Raw genomic sequence first — 18,664 nt, forward strand, 5'->3', positions numbered from 1 at the left:
TACGTCACTGGCGCGGTCGCGGTCGACGAGCTGCGCGGCTGGCTGCGCGAAGCACTGCCGGACTTCATGGTGCCGGCGCAGTTGCTGGTGCTGGCGGCCATGCCGCTGTCGGCCAACGGCAAGCTGGATCGCAAGGCCCTGCCGGAGCCTGATCCGAGCCAGAGTCTCAGGCCCTATCGGGCCCCGGCCAGCGCCGCGGAGCGCACCCTGGCACCGCTCTGGCAGCGGCTGCTGGGCGTCGAGCGGGTTGGCCTGGACGACAACTTCTTCGAACTGGGGGGAGATTCCATCCTGTCCCTGCAACTGGTCAACCAGGCCCGCCAGGCCGGACTGGAAATCGCGCCGCGTCAGGTCTTCGAACTGCCGACACTCGCCGCCCTGGCCGCGGCCGCCACCTTGCCGCAAGAGACTCCGGCGGCCGCGCCGGCCCAGCGCTTCGCCTTGTTGACGGAGCCGCTGCCGGCGGACCTGGACGCGGCCGCCCTGGACGATGCCTATCCGCTGTCGCCCATGCAGCGCGGCATGCTGTTCCATGTCCTCGACGAACCGACGGCGGGGCTCTATGTCAACCAGCTCAGCGTCTGCGTCCAGGGCCTCGACAACGCCCGCTTCGCCGCCGCCTGGCAGGCCGTGGTGGCGCGCCACGCGGTCCTGCGCACGGCCTTCGTCTGGGAAGGTCTGCGCGATCCCCTCCAGGTGGTCCGCCGCCAGGCGCGGTTGGCGCTGCGCGAGATCGATGGTCGTCGCCACGCCCCGGACCTGGCCGCCCTCGCCGCCGAAGACCGCGGCCGGCCGTTCGACCTGGGCCGGCCGCCGCTGCAGCGCCTGACCCTGGTGCGCCTGGACGAGGACCGCCAGCAACTGATCTGGACCAGCCATCACCTGCTGCTGGATGGCTGGAGCGCCGCCCGCCTGATCAGCGAGGTACTCCAGGCCTATGCCGGCGAGGCCTTGCCGGAGGTGACCGGCCGCTATGCCGACTACCTGGCCTGGCTGGCGCGCCAGGATGCGGCCGCCGCCCAGGCCTTCTGGCAGCAGCGCCTGGCCGGTACCACGCCGACCCTGCTGGCCGAGAGCCTGCCGCGACCGCTCGGCGGCACGGGCCACGGCTTGACCTTCACCCGCCTGGACGCCCAGGCGACCCAGGCGCTGCAACGCTTCGCCCGGGCCGAGCGCATCACCCTCAACACCCTGATCCAGGGCGCCTGGCTGCTGCTGTTGCGACGCTACACCGGCCGCTCCCGGGTGATCTTCGGCAGCACCGTGGCCGGCCGTCCGGCCGAGCTGCCGGGCCTGGAAGAGGTGCTCGGCCTGTTCATCAATACCCTGCCGGTGGCCCAGGTGGTGGACGAAAACCGCCGCGTGGGCGACTGGCTGCGCGAGCTGCAGCAGGAGAACGCCCGCCTGCGCGACTTCGAACACAGCCCGCTGTACGACATCCAGCGCTGGGCCGGGCAGGGGGGACAGGCCCTGTTCGATAGCATCATCGTGTTCGAGAACTACCCGGTGGACGTGGCCCTGCGCCAGCGCACCGGGGCCGGGTTAGGCTTCGGCCCCCTGCAGGTCAAGGATGAGACCAGCGTGCCCATGGACCTGGCCGTACGCCTGGGTGAGACCCTGGAGATCGAATACCAGTACCTGCGCAGCCATTTCGCCGCGGCGGCGGTGGAGCGCATCCGTGCCAATCTGGAGCACCTGCTGTTCGCCCTGGCCACGGCGGCCGAGCGCCCCCTGGGCGAGATCGAAGCCCTTGGCGCCGGCGAGCAGGCCGCCTTGGCGCGGCTGCAAGGCGAGCCCTGGCGCGACTCGGCGACCAGCCTGGCGCCCCAGGCGATCCTGGCCCAGGCGCGCCGCCGGCCGGCGGTGCCGGTACTGGGCGATCCCGAGCGACGCCTGAGCTGGGGCGAGCTGGACGAGCGCAGCGGCCGGCTGGCGAGCTGGTTGCAGGGGCAGGGCGTCGGTGCGGAATCCCGGGTGGCGGTGGCGTTGCGCCGAGGCGTCGATTGGCCGGTGGCGCTGCTGGCCATCTGGCGTGCCGGCGGTGCCTATGTGCCGTTGGACGCCAGCTACCCGGCCGAACGCCTGAGCTATCAGCTGGAAGACGCCGGCGCCGCGCTGTTGCTGACCGAAAGCACCCTGGTCGAGCGCCTGCCGGAGGTGGCCGGTACGCCGCGCGTCTGCCTCGACCTCCTGGACCTGGCGACCTGCTCGCCGTGCCCGGTGGCGCCGCAACTGAGTCCCGAGCACCTGGCCTACGTCATCTATACCTCCGGTTCCACCGGCCGGCCCAAGGGGGTGGCCGTGGCCCATGGTGCCCTGGCCATGCATGGCCGCGCCATCGGCCAGCGCTATGCCCTCGACGAACGTACCCATGAGCTGCTGTTCATGTCCTTCGCCTTCGATGGGGCTCACGAGCGTTGGATCGCCCCGCTGATGCACGGCGGTCGGCTGTTCATCCGTGGCGAAGAGCTGTGGACGCCCGAACGCACCCTCGAGGTACTGGCCGAGGAAGCGATCGACGTGGCCGCCTTCCCGCCGGTCTACCTGCAGCAACTGGTGGCGCGGGTAGCCCGCAGCGGCAATCCGCCGCCCATGCGCATCTACTGCTTCGGCGGCGAGGCGGTGCCCGAGGCCAGCTTCCGCGAGGCGCAGCGGGTGCTCGGTGCCGCGCACCTGGTCAACGGCTATGGACCCACCGAAACCGTGGTCACGCCGCTGTTGTGGAAAGCCGCGCCAGACGACGCCTGCGGGGCGGCCTATGCCCCCATCGGTCAGGCGGTGGGCGAACGCCGGCTGTACATCCTCGACGAAGCCCTGGAGCCGGTGCCCCTGGGCGTGGCCGGGGAGCTCTACATCGGCGGCCGCGGCCTGGCCCGGGGCTACCTGGGCCGCCCGGCAGCCACCGCCGAGCGCTTCGTCGCCGATCCCTTCACCCCGGGCGGGCGTCTCTATCGCACCGGCGACCTGGTGCGGGGCCGGGAGGACGGGCTGATCGACTACGTCGGCCGCCTGGACCACCAGGTGAAGATCCGCGGCTTCCGGGTCGAGCTGGGCGAGATCGAAGCCTGCCTGCTGGAGCACCCGCAGGTACAAGAGGCGGTGGTGGACGCCCGCGCCGGTCTTTCCAGTCGGCAACTGATGGGCTATGTGGTGGGCGAGGTGGACCTCGGCGCGCTCAAGGGTTGGTTGCGCGAGCGCTTGCCCGAGCACCTGGTGCCGGCGCAATTGGTGACGCTCGAACGCCTGCCGCTGACCCCCGGCGGCAAGGTCGACCGGCGTGCGTTGCCGGAGCCCGAACGGGTCCAGGACGCCTACCAGGCCCCACGCAACGAGCTCGAACGGCAGTTGGCCGCGCTCTGGCAGGAGGTACTGCAGGTGGAACGCGTGGGCATCACCGATAACTTCTTCGAACTGGGCGGCGACTCCATTCTCAGTCTGCAACTGGTGTCACGCATTCGCGAGACCCTCGGCGAGCGGCTGCCGCTGCGCCTGCGCGATCTGCTGCAGCAACAGACCATCGCCGGCCTGCTGGCGCGGCAGCCCGAGCAGACCCAGGCGGCGCGTGCCGACCTGAGCCCTGAAGGTGTCGACTTCGGTCTGCTACCGATCCAGCAGTGGCTGTTCGAGCACAATCGCGCCGAGCCGGACCACTACAACCAGGCGGTCCTGCTGGCCTGTCGCGAGCCATTGCGGGCGGACTGCCTGGAGCAGGCGCTGCGCCTGTTGCTCGAACGCCATGCCAGCCTGCGCCTGGCGTTCCGCGAACGCGCCAATGGCCAGTGGGTGCAACGTGAGCGCAGCATGACCGAATTGGCCCCGACCATCGTCGAGGAACCGCTGGTCTGGCAGCGTCAGGCCGCCGACGAAGACGCTGCCGTGGCCATCGCCAACCAGGCGCAGCGCAGCCTCGATCTGGCCAGCGGGCGCCTGCTGCGCGCCGTACTGATCGACGCCGCTGACCGTGAGCAGCGGCTATTACTGGTCATCCACCACCTGGGGGTGGACGGGGTGTCCTGGCGCATCCTGTTGGACGAGCTGCAACGCCTCTACCTGGGCCTGGCCCGCGGCGAGACGCCGCGGCTGCCGGCGCCCAGCAGCAGCTATCGGGACTGGGTGCAGGCCCTGGGCGGCCAGGCCCAAGGGGCCGAGCTGACGGCGGAATTGCCCTACTGGCTCGCTCAACTCGCCGGCGAGGCGGGCGAGCCACCGCGGGACAATCCCCGAGGTCGCGCCAGCGTGGCCGAGGCGGAGACTGTCAGCCTGGAATTGTCCGCCGAGCAGACCCAGGCGCTGCTCAAGCGCGCACCCCAGGCCCATGGCACCCAGATCAACGACCTGCTGCTCGCCGCCCTGAGTCGCGTGCTGTGCCGCTGGCTGGACCGCGAATCGGTGCTGATCGCCCTGGAGGGCCATGGCCGCGAAGACCTGTTCGGCGACCTGGATCTGTCGCGTACCCTGGGTTGGTTCACCTCGCTGTTCCCGGTACGCCTGACCCCGGGGGCGGGCGGCCTGGCGACGGCCATTCCGGCGATCCGCGACCAACTCGCCGCCATCCCCAACCGTGGCCTGGGCTTCGGCGTGCTGCGCTACCTCGGCGCGCCCGAGGTGCAGGCGCAACTGCGCGACCAGCCCCAGGCCCGCATCACCTTCAACTACCTCGGCCAGTTCGACCAGAGCTTCGCCAGCGACGCCCCGTTCCGGCCCCTGGCCGAGCGTGCCGGAGACGTCTACAGCCCCCAGGCGCCGCTCGGCAACTGGCTCGAGATCGTCGGCCAGGTGTATGGCGGACGCCTGCGCCTGCGCTGTCTGTACAGCCGCCGCATGTTCCGCCACAGCACCGTGGAGCGCCTGATGCAGGCCTATCGCGAGGAGCTGCTGGCGGTGCTGGAGCACTGCCTGGCGCCAACGGCGACCAGGGTCGCCCAGGAGCTGCCGGCTTGAACCCCTTCATCCGTTCTGGGAGTTATCCGCGATGAACCTTCACCCTGACCTGGAAGCCTTTCTCGACCTGGTCGACCAGGGCCGCGCGGCGGGCCGACCGCCGTTGCACGCTCTGACCATCGATGCGGCCCGCGAAACCTTCCGCGAGGCCTCCCGGGGACTCGATCCGGCCGCTCCCGTGCTGGCCCATGAGCCCCTGAGCCTGCCGACGCGTGATGGCGCCACGCTGCCCGCGCGTCTCTACCTGCCCCGGGCCCTGCGCCCGGCACCCGCCATCCTGTATTTCCATGGCGGCGGCTACTGCGTGGGCGATCTGGAGACCCACGATGCCCTCTGCCGGCGCCTGGCGGTGGCCGTCGACGGCGCCGTGCTGGCGGTCGGCTATCGCCGCGCTCCCGAGCATCCCTTCCCGGGACCGGTGGACGACGCCCTGGATGCCTGGGACTGGTTGGTCGCCAAGGCCACCGACCTCGGCCTCGATCCGCAGCGCCTGGTGGTCGCTGGCGACAGCGCCGGGGCGGCCCTGGCCAGCCTGGTCGCCAGCACGACCGCCCGCCGTGGTGGTCCAGCGCCGCGTGCCCAGGTGCTCTGCTATCCCACCGCCGACGCCCTCGGCGACTACGAGTCACGCGTGCTCTTCGCCGACGGCTACCTGCTGGAGAGCGCTACCCTGGACTGGTTCTACGACCTGTACCTGCCAGACCGCGAACGTCGCTCAGATCCGCGCTGCTCGCCGCTGCGCGGATCGGTTCCGGACGGCCTGGCACCGGCGCTGGTGCTCCTGGCGCAGTTCGACCCGCTGCTGGACGAGGGCCGCGCCTACGTCGACCACCTGCTGGCGGCTGGGACCCCCGTCGACTGGGCGGTCTGCCCCGGCCTCACACATGACTTCCTGCGCTTGGCTAGTCTGGTACCGGACGTGGCCGAGCACTATGCGCGGATCGGTACCTTCCTGGCGGCGCGCGCGGGCTTCTGATCCCGGCGCATCAGCCAGAGGAAGTAGGGACAGCCGATGAAGGCGGCCAGCAGGCCAGCCGAGACCGGCCAGGGATAGGCCAGGTTGCGGCCGAGCCAATCGGCCACCAGCATCAGCCCGGCGCCGGCCAGGGCGCTCAGGGCCAGTTGCGGGCGGGCGCGATGGATGCCCAACTGGCGTGCCAGGTGGGGCGCGATCAGCCCGACGAAGCTCAGCGGCCCCACCACCAGGGTGGCGGTGGCCGTGAGCAGGGCGGCGCACAGCACCAGGGCCAGACGCGCCGCGCCCAGGCGCAGCCCCAGCGCCGCGGCCGCCGGCGCGCCGAGCGCGAGCAGGTCCAGGGGGCGCCCCAGGGCCAGCGCCAGCACCAGGCCCAGCAGCATGACCCCGTTGGCGAGCAGGGCGCGGGGGCCATCCACCGCATAGGTCGAGCCGGTCATCCAGCCGAGCAGTTGGGTTACCCGGGGGTCGCCACTGGCCAGCAGCAGGGTACCCAGGGCGCCCAGCAGGGTGGTCAGGCAGACGCCGGTCAGCAGCATGCGCTCGCTGCCGTAGCCATCGCGGCGCCCCATGGCCAACAGCGCACCCAGAGCGAGCAGCGCCCCGAGCAGGGCCGCCGGCAGTAGGTAGGGCTGGGGCGTGGCCACCAGCAGGAACAGCAGCATCACCGCCAGGGCGGCCCCGGAACTCACCCCGAGCACCTCCGGGCTGGCCATGGGGTTGCCGGTGAGACGCTGCACCAGGGCGCCGGCCACCGCCAGCATGGCTCCGGCGGCCAGGGCACCGGCCACCCGCGGCAGGCGCCAGTGCAGCACTACCTGGCTGCTGTCGCCGAGGCTCCAGCCCTGCGGCGTGCGGCCCAACAGCAGAGCCGGTATCAGCAACACGGCCAGCACCAGCAGGCCACCCCACAGCAAGGGTGCGACGCGCCGTGCCGCCCGAGCCGGTGGCGGCGGTACCGGCCGGAGGCGCGCAGCGCGCGGCTGGCGCCCCAGCAGCCAGAGCAGCAGCGGCACGCTCAGCACCGAAGTCAGCAGGCCGGCGGGGACCTCGCCGGCCAGCGCCGAGAGTTCGCGCGCGCCCTGGTCCACCAGCCATAGCAGCGCCGCGCCGAACAGTGGCGCCCAGAGCAGCCGCTGGGGCAGGCGGCGGGCTCCGCTGAGGCGGGCGATGGCCGGAGCGGCCAGGCCGATGAAGCCGATCGGGCCGACGCTGCCGACCACGCAGGCGCTGAGGGCCACCGCGATGGCCAGGGCCAGAACCCGGGTGCGCGCCAGATTCACTCCCAGGCTGGCGGCGCTCTCGTCGGCCAGGCCGAGGGTCGCCAGGGGCCGGGTCAGGAGCGCTGCCAACAGCGCCAGACCGAGCAGGCGCGGCAGCAGATAGGTGACGCCGCCCCAGCCATTCTGGCTCAGGGAGCCGGCCTGCCAGAGAAACAGATCGCTTAGGTAGTCATGGTTGAACAGGATCAGCAGCGAGTTGAGCGCACCGCAATAGAGACTGATCACCATGCCGGCGAGAATGAAGTTCATGGGCACCAGAGTGCGTTGCCAGGCGATGGCGAACAGCAGCAGGGTGGCGAGGGCGCCGCCGGCCAGGGCCACGCCCTCCAGGCCGTGGGCAAGCAGGCTTGGAGCCCAGATCAGGCACAGCGACAGGGCCAGGTTGGCCCCCGCCGAGACGCCCAGGGTGCCAGGTTCGGCCAGTGGATTGCGCAGCACTTGCTGGAACAGCGCCCCGGCCAGGCCCAGGGCGGCGCCGGCTAGCCAGGCCATGACCACCCGCGGGGCGAAGCTGTCGCGCAGCAGCACCGCCTGCAGGCTGGCGGCGGGGTCGCTGCCGCTGACACTCGGCCACAACGGCAGGAGCCCCTTGGCCGTGAGCAACGCCGCCAGGGCCAGAAGCAGCGCGAACAGCGGCCAGGGTGAAGAGCGCCGGGGTTCAGACATGCCCGCCCTCTTCGAGATGGCTGGTCAGCTGCTCGGCGAGGAACAGCGCCGAGGCCACGCCGCCATAGGGAAAGAAGCGTGGCAACGTCAGCACGCGACCGGCGCGCACCGCGGGCAGCGCCTGCCACAGCGTCCCTTCCTGGCGCAGGCGTTGCAGTTCGGCCAGGCGGGTTGGCAACTCCACGCACACCAGCAGGGCGTCGGGCGCCTCGGCCAGCCGCTCGATACCGACCAGGGTCACGCCCATGGCGTTGCTGCGGCCCTGCCAGCCGTTGCGCAGGCCCAGGCGGTCGAGCACCGATTGGATCAGGCTGCCACGCCCATAGAGGGTGGCGTGGCGGCCGTCGGCGTTGACCAAGGCCACCTGCACGGCGGGCCGTGGGCGACTGGCCAGACGCGCGGCCAGCTCGCTCAGGCGCCGGTCGACCCCGGCGAGATAGGCTTGGGCCGTGCGGACCCGGTCGAGGCGGGTACCCAGGGCCAGCAGCAGAGCGCTGGCCCGCGCATAGGGGTCGGCAGAGGGATAGAGGTCGACGATCTCGGTAGGGGCGATGCTGTGTAGCGCCCGGTCCACCACCGGCGCCAGCGGGTCGGTGAGGATCAGGCTCGGCTGCAGGCGCTGCAGCAATTCCAGGTTGGGCTCCCAGAAGGGCCCGATGTCCTGTACCTGCGGCGGCAGCGCGAAGGTCGGCATGCGCCGCCGGTAGTAACCGGTGTCCGAGCCGGCGAGGGGCGTTACGCCCAGCGCCAGCAGGGTCTCCAGCGCCGCCCAGTTGATGGCGACGATACCGGAGCTCTGGGCGTTGGCGGCGAGCAGGGGCGGCAGCCTGGTGAGCAACGCGCCCCCGAGTAACGCTTGGAGCAACTGACGACGAGCAAAAGCCATGGACGCTAGGTTCTCGCAGCAGACGATGAAGCCCCATAAGGGGCTTCGAGGTGAGGCGGCTGTGGATTGCCGATCAAGGCTTACCAGCTGTATTTGACCGAGCCGAGCAAGGTGCGGGTCTCGCCGGGATAACAGCTAGTCGTACCATCGCAGGTGCCCACATAGTGTTTATTCCCCAGGTTTTGCCCGTTGAGCGAGACGGTAACGTTGCGGTTGATGGGATAGCTCACGCCCGCATCGAACAGGGTATGGGGGTCGATCTTGTAGACATTGGCGTTGTCGCCATAGAAAGACCCGACGTACCGCAGGCCGCCACCTAGGCTCAAACCGCGTAGAGCGCCGTCGCGGAAGGTGTAGTTGAGCCATCCGGACGCCATGTGTTTGGGGACGTTGGCAAACTCGTTGCCCTCGTCGCCGTTATTGCTTTTGGTGATGTCGGTGTCCGTGTAGGTGTAGGAGGCTAGCAGATCCCAGTTGGCGTTCAGACGCGCCTTCGCCTCGGCCTCGATACCCTTGGAACGCACTTCACCAGTGGCCTCGCTGAAGCCGGTTGGAACACCGTTCACCAAAAGGTTGGTCAGGACGTTGGTCTTGGTGATATCGAAGGCGGCCAGGGTCAGCAGCAGGCCATCGTTGGGCTGGTACTTGAGGCCCGCTTCCCACTGATGCGCCTTGCTCGGATCGAAGGTGGCGCCACGGATATCGGTCCCGCTGTTGGGGACGAAGGATTCGGCATAGCTGACATAGGGCGCCAGGCCGAAATCGGTGAGGTAGGTCAGGCCGACCCGACCGGTGAAGTCCTGATCCTTCGCCAGGGCATCGCGACTGGTCAGATGGTTGGCTGTACTGGTGCGTACCTCGTCGTAGCGACCGCCGACGGTCATGATCCAGTGATCATCCAGATGGATCTGATCCTGGAGGTAGTAGCCGATCTGGTCTTGGGTTTGGTTTTGATCGACCGCCAAGGCATTTGGCCGGCCAATGTTGAGGCCATAGACGGGATTGGCCGGATTGAGCAGCAGTGGCAGCAGGGTGCCGAGGTAGGGCGTGGTCAGCGGCGTCTGATAGCGCTTAACGTCGGATTCAGTGCGGGCATAGTCGATCCCCGTCAGCAAGGTGTGCTGGAGGCTTGCGGTAGCGAAGTCGAACTGCAGCTGGTTGTCTACGGTGAGCGCATTGAGGTGCTCGTCGAAGCGACGGGGTTGGCGGACGACGTAGTTGGCCAGGGGGCCATTGACCAAGGCTGAGGTCTGGGCTGCTGGCAATCTAAGCAGCGGTGCCACGCCGGCCACGGTACCCTGGGGGAGCAGATTGTTGAGGACGAAGTCCACCTGGCCATAGCGCAGGTTTTGGCGGAATTCGACGTTGTCGTTGAAGCGATGGCGGAAGCGGTAACCCAGGGTGAACTGGCGCTGGTACGAATGGTTGAACGAATGATCGCCAAGCAGCACGTCTTCGTCGACGTGCTGGTAATAGGGCGTGTAGGCGGACACGGTGCCGCCATTGTCGTCCTTCAGGAAGTCCGCGAGTACGGTCAGACTGGTATCGTCATCTGGCGCCCAGGTAAAGGAGGGCGCGATGTAGAAGCGATCGTCGGGTACCTCGTGACCATCGGAGTACTCGAATTGGGTATCGCTTTTCCGCACGAGGCCCACCACGCGATAGAGCAGGGTGCCGTCGTCAGTCAGCCGATCACCGATATCGAAGCGTGCCTGGGTGCGATCATGGCTACCGTAGCCCAGCTCCACCTCATGGACGCCCGCGGCCGTCGGCAGCTTGCTTACCCGGTTGATGATGCCGCCAGCATCGCCCAGACCGAACAGGCTGGAGGACGGGCCGCGCACCACCTCTATGCTATCCAATCCGTAGGGCTCACTGCGGAAAAAGCTGTAGCTGTTGTTCAGCTGACGCAGGCCGTCGCGATAGTCGCTCGTGCTCTGGGCGTTGAAGCCGCGGATGTAGAGCCAATCGTAACCCTTGGGATCGACACCATAGGTCTCAGTCTTTACACCGGGTACGTAGCGCAGCGCCTGGGTCACGCTTTGGACGTTCTGGACATCCATCTGCTGCCGGGTGATCACGGAGATGGACTGAGGCGTTTCCAGCAGCGGTGCGCCGGTCTTGCTGCCGGCCTGACTGCTATTGGCGACAAAGCCCTCGGGCTCGTCCTGGGTCGTGGTGGCGATGGTGGTGGCGGGCAGGGCAGTGGTGTCGCCTGCCGCGCTGGCGCTTGCGCGGGCAAGCAGCGTGACGCGATCACCTTCGAGTTCGTAGCGGATCCCCGTGCCGCCCAGCAGGCGGTCCAGGGCCTGGCGAGGCGTCAGATCGCCCCGGACCGCCGGTGCGCGCAGACCACGGATCTGGGCGGCATCGAAGAGCACCTGCACGTTCGCCTGGCGTCCTAGGTCGGTCAGCGCTTGCGCAAGGGGCTGAGGCCGAATATCGAGCTGGACCGCCCAAGCATTGCCACTCAGGGCACCTAGGGTGGCCAGGGCGATGGTCATGGCGAGCCGATGGGGACGGGGGAGGTGAGGTGTAAAGCCCATGTGGCGAGTGCTCCTTGCAAAACGGCAATCGTTAATGTGAATTATTCGTCTTATAAGACGCATCACGCCGGAAAAACCGGAAGAAAATTTTTAGGAAACCTGCGCGGTAGAGCGTACTCAGTCGGACAGGCTGGGCTCGACAGGCGCCTTGACCGTCTGGGAGACGATGCGGCCCTGCTCCAGATGCAGGACCCGATCAGCCGCATCGAAGTAGCGGTCATCGTGGGAAATGACCACGATGGTTTTGCCGAGGCGCTGGAATTCGGGGAGCAGCTCTCGGTAAAAAATGCGCCGGAAGGCGGGGTCTTGGTCGGCCGCCCATTCGTCGAACACCAGGACCGGACGCCCTTCGAGCCAGGCCTGTAGTAGGGCTAGGCGCTTGCGCTGGCCGGTGGAAAGATCGGTGGTGGAAAAGCGTTGCTCGCGGATATCCACCTTGTGCCCGATCTCCAGGCGCGCCAAGTAGCTCAAGGCTTGCTCGGGAAGGGTCGCGGAATCCTGGAGCACGTCATCGAACAGGTAATAATCGGTGAATACCGTGGTAAACAGCTGGCGGTAGGCATCGCGATTCGCTGCGGTAACCGCTATCCCATCGTGCAGCAACTCGCCCTCGCGGGCCTCGTACAGGCCCAGCAGCACCTTGATCAAGGTGGTCTTACCGCAGCCGTTCTCGCCGGCGATGAAGAGGATCTCGCCTTGGCGAAGATGCAGGTCGATAGGGCCCAGCGCAAAGCCCGAACTCTGGTCGGCGGTGGGATAGCGGTAGGCCAGGCCGCGTAGTTCGATGCCTTGGCGTAGGTCTGCGGGCGGCGCGTCGACGGCGTGGAGCGGGAGCGACGGTTCCGGCGTGGAGAAGTCTGCGGACAACTCCGCGATGCGACCGAAGGCTACCTGGGCTCGACTGACGATAGGCAGATTACCGATCAGACTTTCCAGCGGTCCTTTCATGTACAGCAGCACCAGGATGAAGCCGCTCAAGGTGCCTTTGTCGGTGCTCGGCCAGAGCGACTCGTAGGTCAGGGCGACACCGATGACGATGAAAAAGAGCGTCGAGCCAAAGCCTTTGGCAATGACAAACAGGTTGATGGCGCTGAGCTGGATGGAGCAAATCCTGTCTGCGGTCCCCTTGAGTCGACCATCGTAGTGGCGCTCCCGCCGCTGACGGTTGATGCGTAGTTCCTTGGCGCCCTCCATCAGTGCCTGGTAGTGCTTCTGCAACTCGTCTTCCTGCTCGCGTGCGGCGAAGAAGCCGCGGATGCCGCGGCTCCGCGCGAAGTATTGGATGGCGCTGCCGATGATGATGGCCACGGCAGTGACCAGGAACATGCTCCACGACAGGAAGGCCATGTACAGCAGGCAGCTGAGCGAGATGGTGAAGGACACCGCCAAAGGCGCGAAGGCGAAGGCGAAGTCGCTGATGGTATCCACGTCGTGCGTAAGTACCGGGATCAACCGATGGCTCCGATAGCGTTCCAGCTGGTCCATCGGCGCGCTGATGATCTTGCGGCCCAGCTCCTTGCGGAGCCTGGCGATGACATGCTGGCCCACGTAGTTGGTGCCGATGTCAGAAAGGATGGAGCCGACCAGCGCGAGCAGGCAGAAACCGCCAAAGGCGAGCAGCAGGGTGCTTGGCACCATGCCCTCGGCATGCAGGCTGCGATTGATGGTGGCCAGCAGCGCGGTAATGCTCAAGCCACCGAGGATGCCCAGCAGGACGGACAGGAGGAGGATCGGCCAGAACGGCCGCAGCAGCCCCAGGAGTTCGACGAGGGCCGTGGAGGGTTTTGCGCGCATGAAGAATTCCTGTAGTGACGGACCAGGAGGAACCTGGTTCAACGGACGGCTCAGGAGGTGACGAATGGCGCGCGCGAAAAATTAACGGAGTCGCGAGGCGTGGTGGCATGCGCTGGCTGAGCCATCACAAGGTCTTGTAGCGGCTCGCGACGAGCACGCTACCATCCGCCTGGGTGGTCACCTCTACCGGCAGTATTTTCGGTAACTGGTACAGCAGGCGTTCCAGCGATCCTATGGCGTAGATACCCCCCGGACGCATGGCGGCGGCCTGGTCATCGGCCGCCCTCACGTCGCGCTGAAGGTAGCGACCAATCAACGGGAGTACCTCACCCAGCGATTGCCCATCCAGCACAAACTGGCCCTGACGCCACGCCAGCAGCGCCTGCACATCGGCTTGGCGGATCTCGGGACGCTGCTGAGCTAGGTAGCGAGCCTGCATGCCAGCGGTCAACTCAAAAACCTGAGCCTGACCTTCTGGAGTGACCCGTACCCGGCCGTCAGCGACGGTAACAATGAGATCATGACGGGTATTCCAGACGTTGAAGCGTGTCCCGGTAACTCTAATTTCACCCTGTGGCGTGTTGACCGTGAAGGGATGAAGTCGATCATGGTGAACGTCGAAGAAGGCCTCGCCACCAGGCAGGTAAACATCACGGCGATCAATGAACTCGCCGTAAAAGAGCGCGGTATGGGTGTTGAGGCTGACCTGAGAACCGTCCGGGAGGTTGATCCTTTGCAATTCGGCCTTGGCGCTATAATACCGCACCGCGCTGGGTAGCAGGCCACCATACCAGCCGGCCAGCCAGAGTCCGCAACAGGTGGCCACCGCGCAGCCCAGGCGCATCAGGCCGAGGCGCCGCTGGCGGGGCCTTTCCTTTACGGCAGTGGGTGGCAAGTCCCCCGCCAGGCCCCACAGTGCTTCGATCGCCTGGTACTCCGCCAGGTGGCGTGGATCTTCGGCGCACCAGCTGCTGAAGGCTTCGCGCTCGGCGACGGAGCAGTCTTCCGCCTGCAGGCGCAGATGCCAGGTGGCAGCTTCTTCACTCAGGCGCTTCTGTTCTGCAGGCCAGGTCAAAGGCGGGAGTCCGTAGTCAGCAATGCAAGGGGGCGGCAAGCTACGTTGCCGACACCGTCAGAGTAAAGCATAGTGGCAATCTGCAACATTGGGCGACATCAAGTGGTATCGGAGGTAGGGATTGATAGGCTATTACCAGGAACTGCTCAAGTTTCTGACGCGCACGACCGGCGATCGCCATACAGCGGCCGACCTCGTTCAGGCGGCCTATCTTCGTCTTCTCGACCGTTCGTCCACTGCCGAGATTCAGGAGCCACGAGCGCTGCTGTATCGAACCGCCATTAACCTTTCCATTGATTTGCATCGTCGTGAGCGGGTACGTCAGGACGAGGTGGCCGACTTCGATGCTGAAGGCATGCCGACCGAGGACTGCCCCCAGGAAGGCTTGGCGCGCGACCAGCAACTCGTCCTGCTGCAGCGGGCCCTCGATGAGCTTTCGCCGGCCTGTCGTGAGGCCTTTCTCTTACGCAAGCTCGAAGGCCTTAGCCATGGCCAGATCGCTGAGCAGTTAGGGCTTTCCAAGGCGTCCGTGGAAAAACACATCGTCAACGCCATGCGCCACTGTCGGCTGCGATTATTGGATTGGAACGCCTGATTCTCAACAGGCTCCCACCTGGCCGAAAGAGCGGCATTGGCTTAGGCGGAAGCCCTCAGTTGTTCAACTCAGGCTAAATCCTGGCTCCGTCCTGTCGTCCCTCCTAGTGCACCCCGAACGCCTCCGGCGCCTCGGGTCTTCCGATTTCCAGAGGACGGCACTCATGGCACAGCACGACAGTGCATCGAGCACACCTTACGATCTGCTTGGGGTCGGCTTCGGCCCTTCCAATCTGGCGCTAGCTATTGCGTTGCATGAACAAGGGGAGCGCACGGGTCGGCCACTGCGCTCGTTATTCATTGATCGCCAGGCTGACTATCGCTGGCATGGCAATACGCTGGTTACCCAGAGCGAGCTGCAGATTTCCTTCCTGAAGGATCTGGTGACGCTACGTAATCCCACCAGTCCCTTTAGCTTCGTCAACTACCTGCATAGCCAGGAGCGCCTGGTCGATTTCATCAATCTGGGTACGTTTTATCCCTGCCGCTTGGAGTTCAACGACTACCTACGCTGGGTGGCGGAACACTTTTCCGACTTGAGTCGCTATGGTGAAGAGGTGGTGCGAGTCGAGCCGGCTGCTGCGGAGGCAGATGGCACTGTCCGTCAGCTAGCCGTCGTTGCGCGCGATGCTGAAGGACGGGAGCGACGCTACCAGACCCGCGCGTTGGCATTGAGTACCGGAGGTACACCACGCATTCCGCAGGTTTTCCGTGCGCTACGCCAGTATCCACAGGTATTTCACCATGCGCAGTACCTTGAGCGCGTGGCTGCGCTGCCCTGCGCCCAAGGTAAGGCGATGCGCATCGCGGTCGTTGGTGGTGGCCAGAGCGCCGCCGAGGCGTTCATCGATCTGAATGACAGCTATCCCCATGTCCAGGTCGACATGGTGCTCCGCGGCGCGGTGCTCAAGCCCGCCGACGACAGTCCCTTTGTCAATGAGATCTTTGCCCCGGCGTACACCGATCTCGTTTTCAATCAGCCACCCGAGGAGCGTGAAAGGCTGATCAACGAGTATCACAACACCAACTATTCGGTGGTTGACCTCGATCTCATCGAGCGCATCTACGGCATCTTCTATCGGCAGAAAGTTGCCAAGAGCCAGCGTCATGGTTTCCTGTGCCGTCGCAATATCGAGGCGGCTCATCGAGTCGAGGAGAAGGTGGAGTTGCGCTTGCGTGATGTGGCGACTGGTACGGTGGAGAATCATCGTTACGATGCGGTGATTCTGGCGACCGGCTATGAGCGCACGTCCCATCGTCACTTGCTCGAACCCCTATCGCCCCTGTTGCAGGAGTTCGATGTGGATCGAGCGTACCGTCTGCAAACGGACGAACGCCTGCAGGTACCTATCTATCTGCAGGGCTTCTGTCAGCACAGTCATGGACTCAGCGACACCTTGCTCTCGGTGCTACCGGCCAGGGCCGGTGAGATCGCCGAGGCGCTGCATGCGACACTCGAAGCTGCCGCGCAGCACCCTCAGCGAGTCGAGTTGGCCCATGCCTGATCGCGGGTGGCAGCGCCCAGGCGTTGCCACCATCGTCCCCCTTGGATTGTTGGGAGAACGAGTGCCTGTTTTTCGTTTGCTATGCCGTGTTTCGCTCTCTATCTGTCTGATCCTACCCATGGAGGTACGTGCGGACTCCCCACCAGGCGAGGTGCTGAATGAAAGCACCCTGCGGCTATTCAAGGCCGATGCCCTGGCGGCGCGGCTTGGGGATCGGGTCCGCAGTGTCGGTCGGCCGCGCTGCGACGTTCGGCTGATCGAGATTACCTACCGCACCCGCGGCGTTCACGAGGAGCTGGCTGATGCCTCCGCGATGCTCCTGTTGCCCGAAGGGCCCCACTGCTTAGAGCCGAAGCCGTTGCTTGGCTGGGCGCGGGGGACGGAGACCCAGAGATCATCAGCCCAGGCGGAGGCCGTGGCGCAGGCCGGCAGCAGTCCCTTGATCGCGCTCTATGCTGCCCAGGGCTATGTAGTGGTGGCTACCGACTATCTCGGACTGGGCCGCTCCCGCTATCCCTTCCATCCCTATTTGCACGCCCCCTCTGAAGCAACCGCCGTAATCGATTCTTTACGGGCGGCACGTCGAGTTACGGCGCGCCACGGCGTGGCGCTGTCTGGCCAGGTCATGTTGGCTGGCTATTCCCAAGGTGGACATGCCACCTTGGCTGCGCAACGGGCCATTGAGCAGCGCGAAGCCCAGGAATTCGATCTCGTCGCCAGTGCACCTATGTCCGGGCCCTATGCGTTGAGTCAGACCTTCCTCGATAACTGGTCAGGGCGTACGCCCGCCGGGGCCAATGTGCTGGCGCCTTATCTGTTCAGCTATACCTTGGTCGCCATGCAGCGGGTCTATGGGAATATCTACCGCCGCCCTGATGAGCTTCTGCAGCAGCCGTGGGCGGATCGTGTGGAGAGGCTTCTGCCCGGGGCGGACACTATTTTCAAGCTGCTGCGCGACAACGCCCTGCCCACGTCGGATCACCTTGACCGCTTGCGGCAGCCGGCCTTCACCCGAGCGTTCGTTGAAAATCCGCAACAGCCGTTCCGCCAGGCCCTGCGGCGCAATGACCTGCTGGACTGGACGCCGCGCGCCCCAACGCTGCTATGTGGCGCTACGCGGGATACGGTGGTTGAGTTCCGTAACGCGCGCACTGCTGCGCAAGCGTTCAAGGCGCGCGGCGCGCCGGTCCGGCTGCTGGATGTGGACGAGCGCATTCCGCCTGGGGTGGACGGGCTGCGGATACATACCCAGGCGGCTGCCGCAGCCTGCCTGCTGGCCACGCGTCAGGCTCTGCTCAATCCGATGCGCCACCCCGCGCCTGCCCAGTCGTTAGAGGGCAGAGGGGCAGGGTAGTAATTTCTTGAGGTCATGCTTCGTCTTTCCAACTGCTGCCCTTTGGAGAAAATGCCATGACCACCCCAACTACCCTGTCGCTTCCTTCCGGCCAAGACCTCCATGGAGAGTGGAGGGAGGCTGTGCTGACCCTGAGCTTGAACGGGCGTTTTGTAGCGTCAGCGACTGGCGCGGAGGGTTGTTGGCAGATCAAGGAACTGGCGGTCGATCAAGAGTCCAGTCTCTGGTGCCTGGCCTATTGGCTGCTGTTGCGCAGCACCGTTGACAGTCTTGAATGGCGAGGCGTGTCGCCGGAGTTGGCGAATCGTAGTGGGTTGATGATCCGCCGTGCCGACGGCAGCCTGGTGACCGAGCGCACGGCGTTCTGGCAATTACCGTCCCCATGGTTGCGCCAGCCGGCCGCTACCCCTTGGCCGCAGACCTGGATATCGAGCGGCACGACCCGCCATCTTCGCCGGCCGCCCAAGCCGGACGGCGAAGTCTATCGGCGCTTCGATACCCGTTTAGCAAGCTGGATCTCCCTGCGGACGCTGGATCTGAGGATCGACCTGCCGCGCTTCAGTCGCTGGCAGAATTCGGCGCGCGTCGCTGCCTTCTGGCAGGAGGAGGGCAGTTTGGAGCAACATCGTGCCTATCTACAGCGACTCGCCGAGGATCCTCACGTCCAGCCACTGATCGGCTGCTTCGACGACGAGCCCTTCGCCTACTTCGAAGTCTACTGGGCCAAGGAGGACCGCATTGGCCCTTACTATGGTGTCGGTGACCATGATCGCGGCCTGCACATGCTGGTCGGTGAAGAGGCGCACCGCGGACCGCACAAGGTCGCCGGTTGGCTGCCCGCCGTGGCGCACTTTCTATTCTTGGACGAGCCTCGTACTCAGCGGCTGGTTTGCGAGCCCCGTGCCGACAATGAGCGCATGATCGCTCACTTGCAGCGACAGGGCTTCTATCGACAGAAAGACTTCGATTTTCCTCACAAGCGGGCTGCTCTGATGCTCTTGGAGCGCGAGCGCTTCTTTGACCGTTGCGTGTTGGCCTGAGCCG

General features: G+C 66.2%; 11 protein-coding genes. 6 read left to right on the top strand and 5 right to left on the bottom strand.

Annotation, left to right across the window (positions count from 1 at the left end; genetic code table 11):
- Positions 1-4,941: non-ribosomal peptide synthetase (locus FAZ11_RS23340; protein WP_137283171.1), on the top strand; the 4,941-nt coding region annotated here is incomplete at its 5' end.
- Between the two features lie 31 nt (positions 4,942-4,972).
- Positions 4,973-5,917 carry an alpha/beta hydrolase gene (locus FAZ11_RS23345; RefSeq protein ID WP_058761225.1) on the top strand — a complete coding sequence of 315 codons (945 nt, stop codon included), beginning with the start codon at positions 4,973-4,975 and terminating at the stop codon, positions 5,915-5,917.
- Here the strand turns inward: FAZ11_RS23345 and fhuB are convergent.
- The 5 genes from fhuB to FAZ11_RS23370 form a co-directional block, all read right to left on the bottom strand.
- Positions 5,872-7,866 (bottom strand): Fe(3+)-hydroxamate ABC transporter permease FhuB, encoded by a 1,995-nt coding sequence (fhuB, locus tag FAZ11_RS23350; protein ID WP_058771992.1) that lies wholly within the window; start codon positions 7,864-7,866, stop codon positions 5,872-5,874. The genes FAZ11_RS23345 and fhuB overlap by 46 nt on opposite strands.
- Positions 7,859-8,752 (bottom strand): ABC transporter substrate-binding protein, encoded by an 894-nt coding sequence (locus tag FAZ11_RS23355; protein WP_058771993.1) that lies wholly within the window; start codon positions 8,750-8,752, stop codon positions 7,859-7,861. The genes fhuB and FAZ11_RS23355 overlap by 8 nt, the downstream gene beginning before the upstream one ends.
- 80 nt (positions 8,753-8,832) lie before the next feature.
- Positions 8,833-11,298, bottom strand: coding sequence for a TonB-dependent siderophore receptor (locus tag FAZ11_RS23360; RefSeq protein ID WP_081319945.1), 2,466 nt, complete (start codon positions 11,296-11,298; stop codon positions 8,833-8,835).
- A gap of 117 nt (positions 11,299-11,415) precedes the next feature.
- Positions 11,416-13,092, bottom strand: coding sequence for a cyclic peptide export ABC transporter (locus FAZ11_RS23365; protein ID WP_058771994.1), 1,677 nt, complete (start codon positions 13,090-13,092; stop codon positions 11,416-11,418).
- Between the two features lie 124 nt (positions 13,093-13,216).
- Complete coding sequence (locus FAZ11_RS23370; protein WP_058761221.1) at positions 13,217-14,167, bottom strand: FecR family protein; 951 nt, start codon at positions 14,165-14,167, stop codon at positions 13,217-13,219.
- 121 nt (positions 14,168-14,288) lie between these two features.
- On the opposite strand from FAZ11_RS23370, the gene FAZ11_RS23375 reads away from it, so the two are divergent.
- The 4 genes from FAZ11_RS23375 (at position 14,289) to FAZ11_RS23390 (ending at position 18,660) form a co-directional block, all read left to right on the top strand.
- A complete protein-coding gene (locus tag FAZ11_RS23375; protein WP_058761220.1) occupies positions 14,289-14,762 on the top strand; it encodes a sigma-70 family RNA polymerase sigma factor in 474 nt (157 codons plus the stop codon).
- 163 nt (positions 14,763-14,925) lie between these two features.
- On the top strand, positions 14,926-16,266 hold the full coding sequence (locus tag FAZ11_RS23380; protein ID WP_058771995.1) for a lysine N(6)-hydroxylase/L-ornithine N(5)-oxygenase family protein: 1,341 nt from the start codon (positions 14,926-14,928) through the stop codon (positions 16,264-16,266).
- A 118-nt stretch (positions 16,267-16,384) separates the two neighbouring features.
- Entirely contained in the window at positions 16,385-17,620 is a 1,236-nt protein-coding gene (locus FAZ11_RS23385; RefSeq protein WP_058771996.1) for an alpha/beta hydrolase, read from the top strand.
- A 56-nt stretch (positions 17,621-17,676) separates the two neighbouring features.
- The gene (locus tag FAZ11_RS23390; protein WP_058761217.1) at positions 17,677-18,660 is read left to right on the top strand and encodes a GNAT family N-acetyltransferase; all 984 of its coding nucleotides are present in this window, start codon (positions 17,677-17,679) and stop codon (positions 18,658-18,660) included.
- Positions 18,661-18,664: the final 4 nt, after the last annotated feature.

It is taken from the genome of Pseudomonas rhizoryzae (genome assembly GCF_005250615.1).
GTDB classification, from domain to species: domain Bacteria; phylum Pseudomonadota; class Gammaproteobacteria; order Pseudomonadales; family Pseudomonadaceae; genus Chryseomonas; species Chryseomonas rhizoryzae.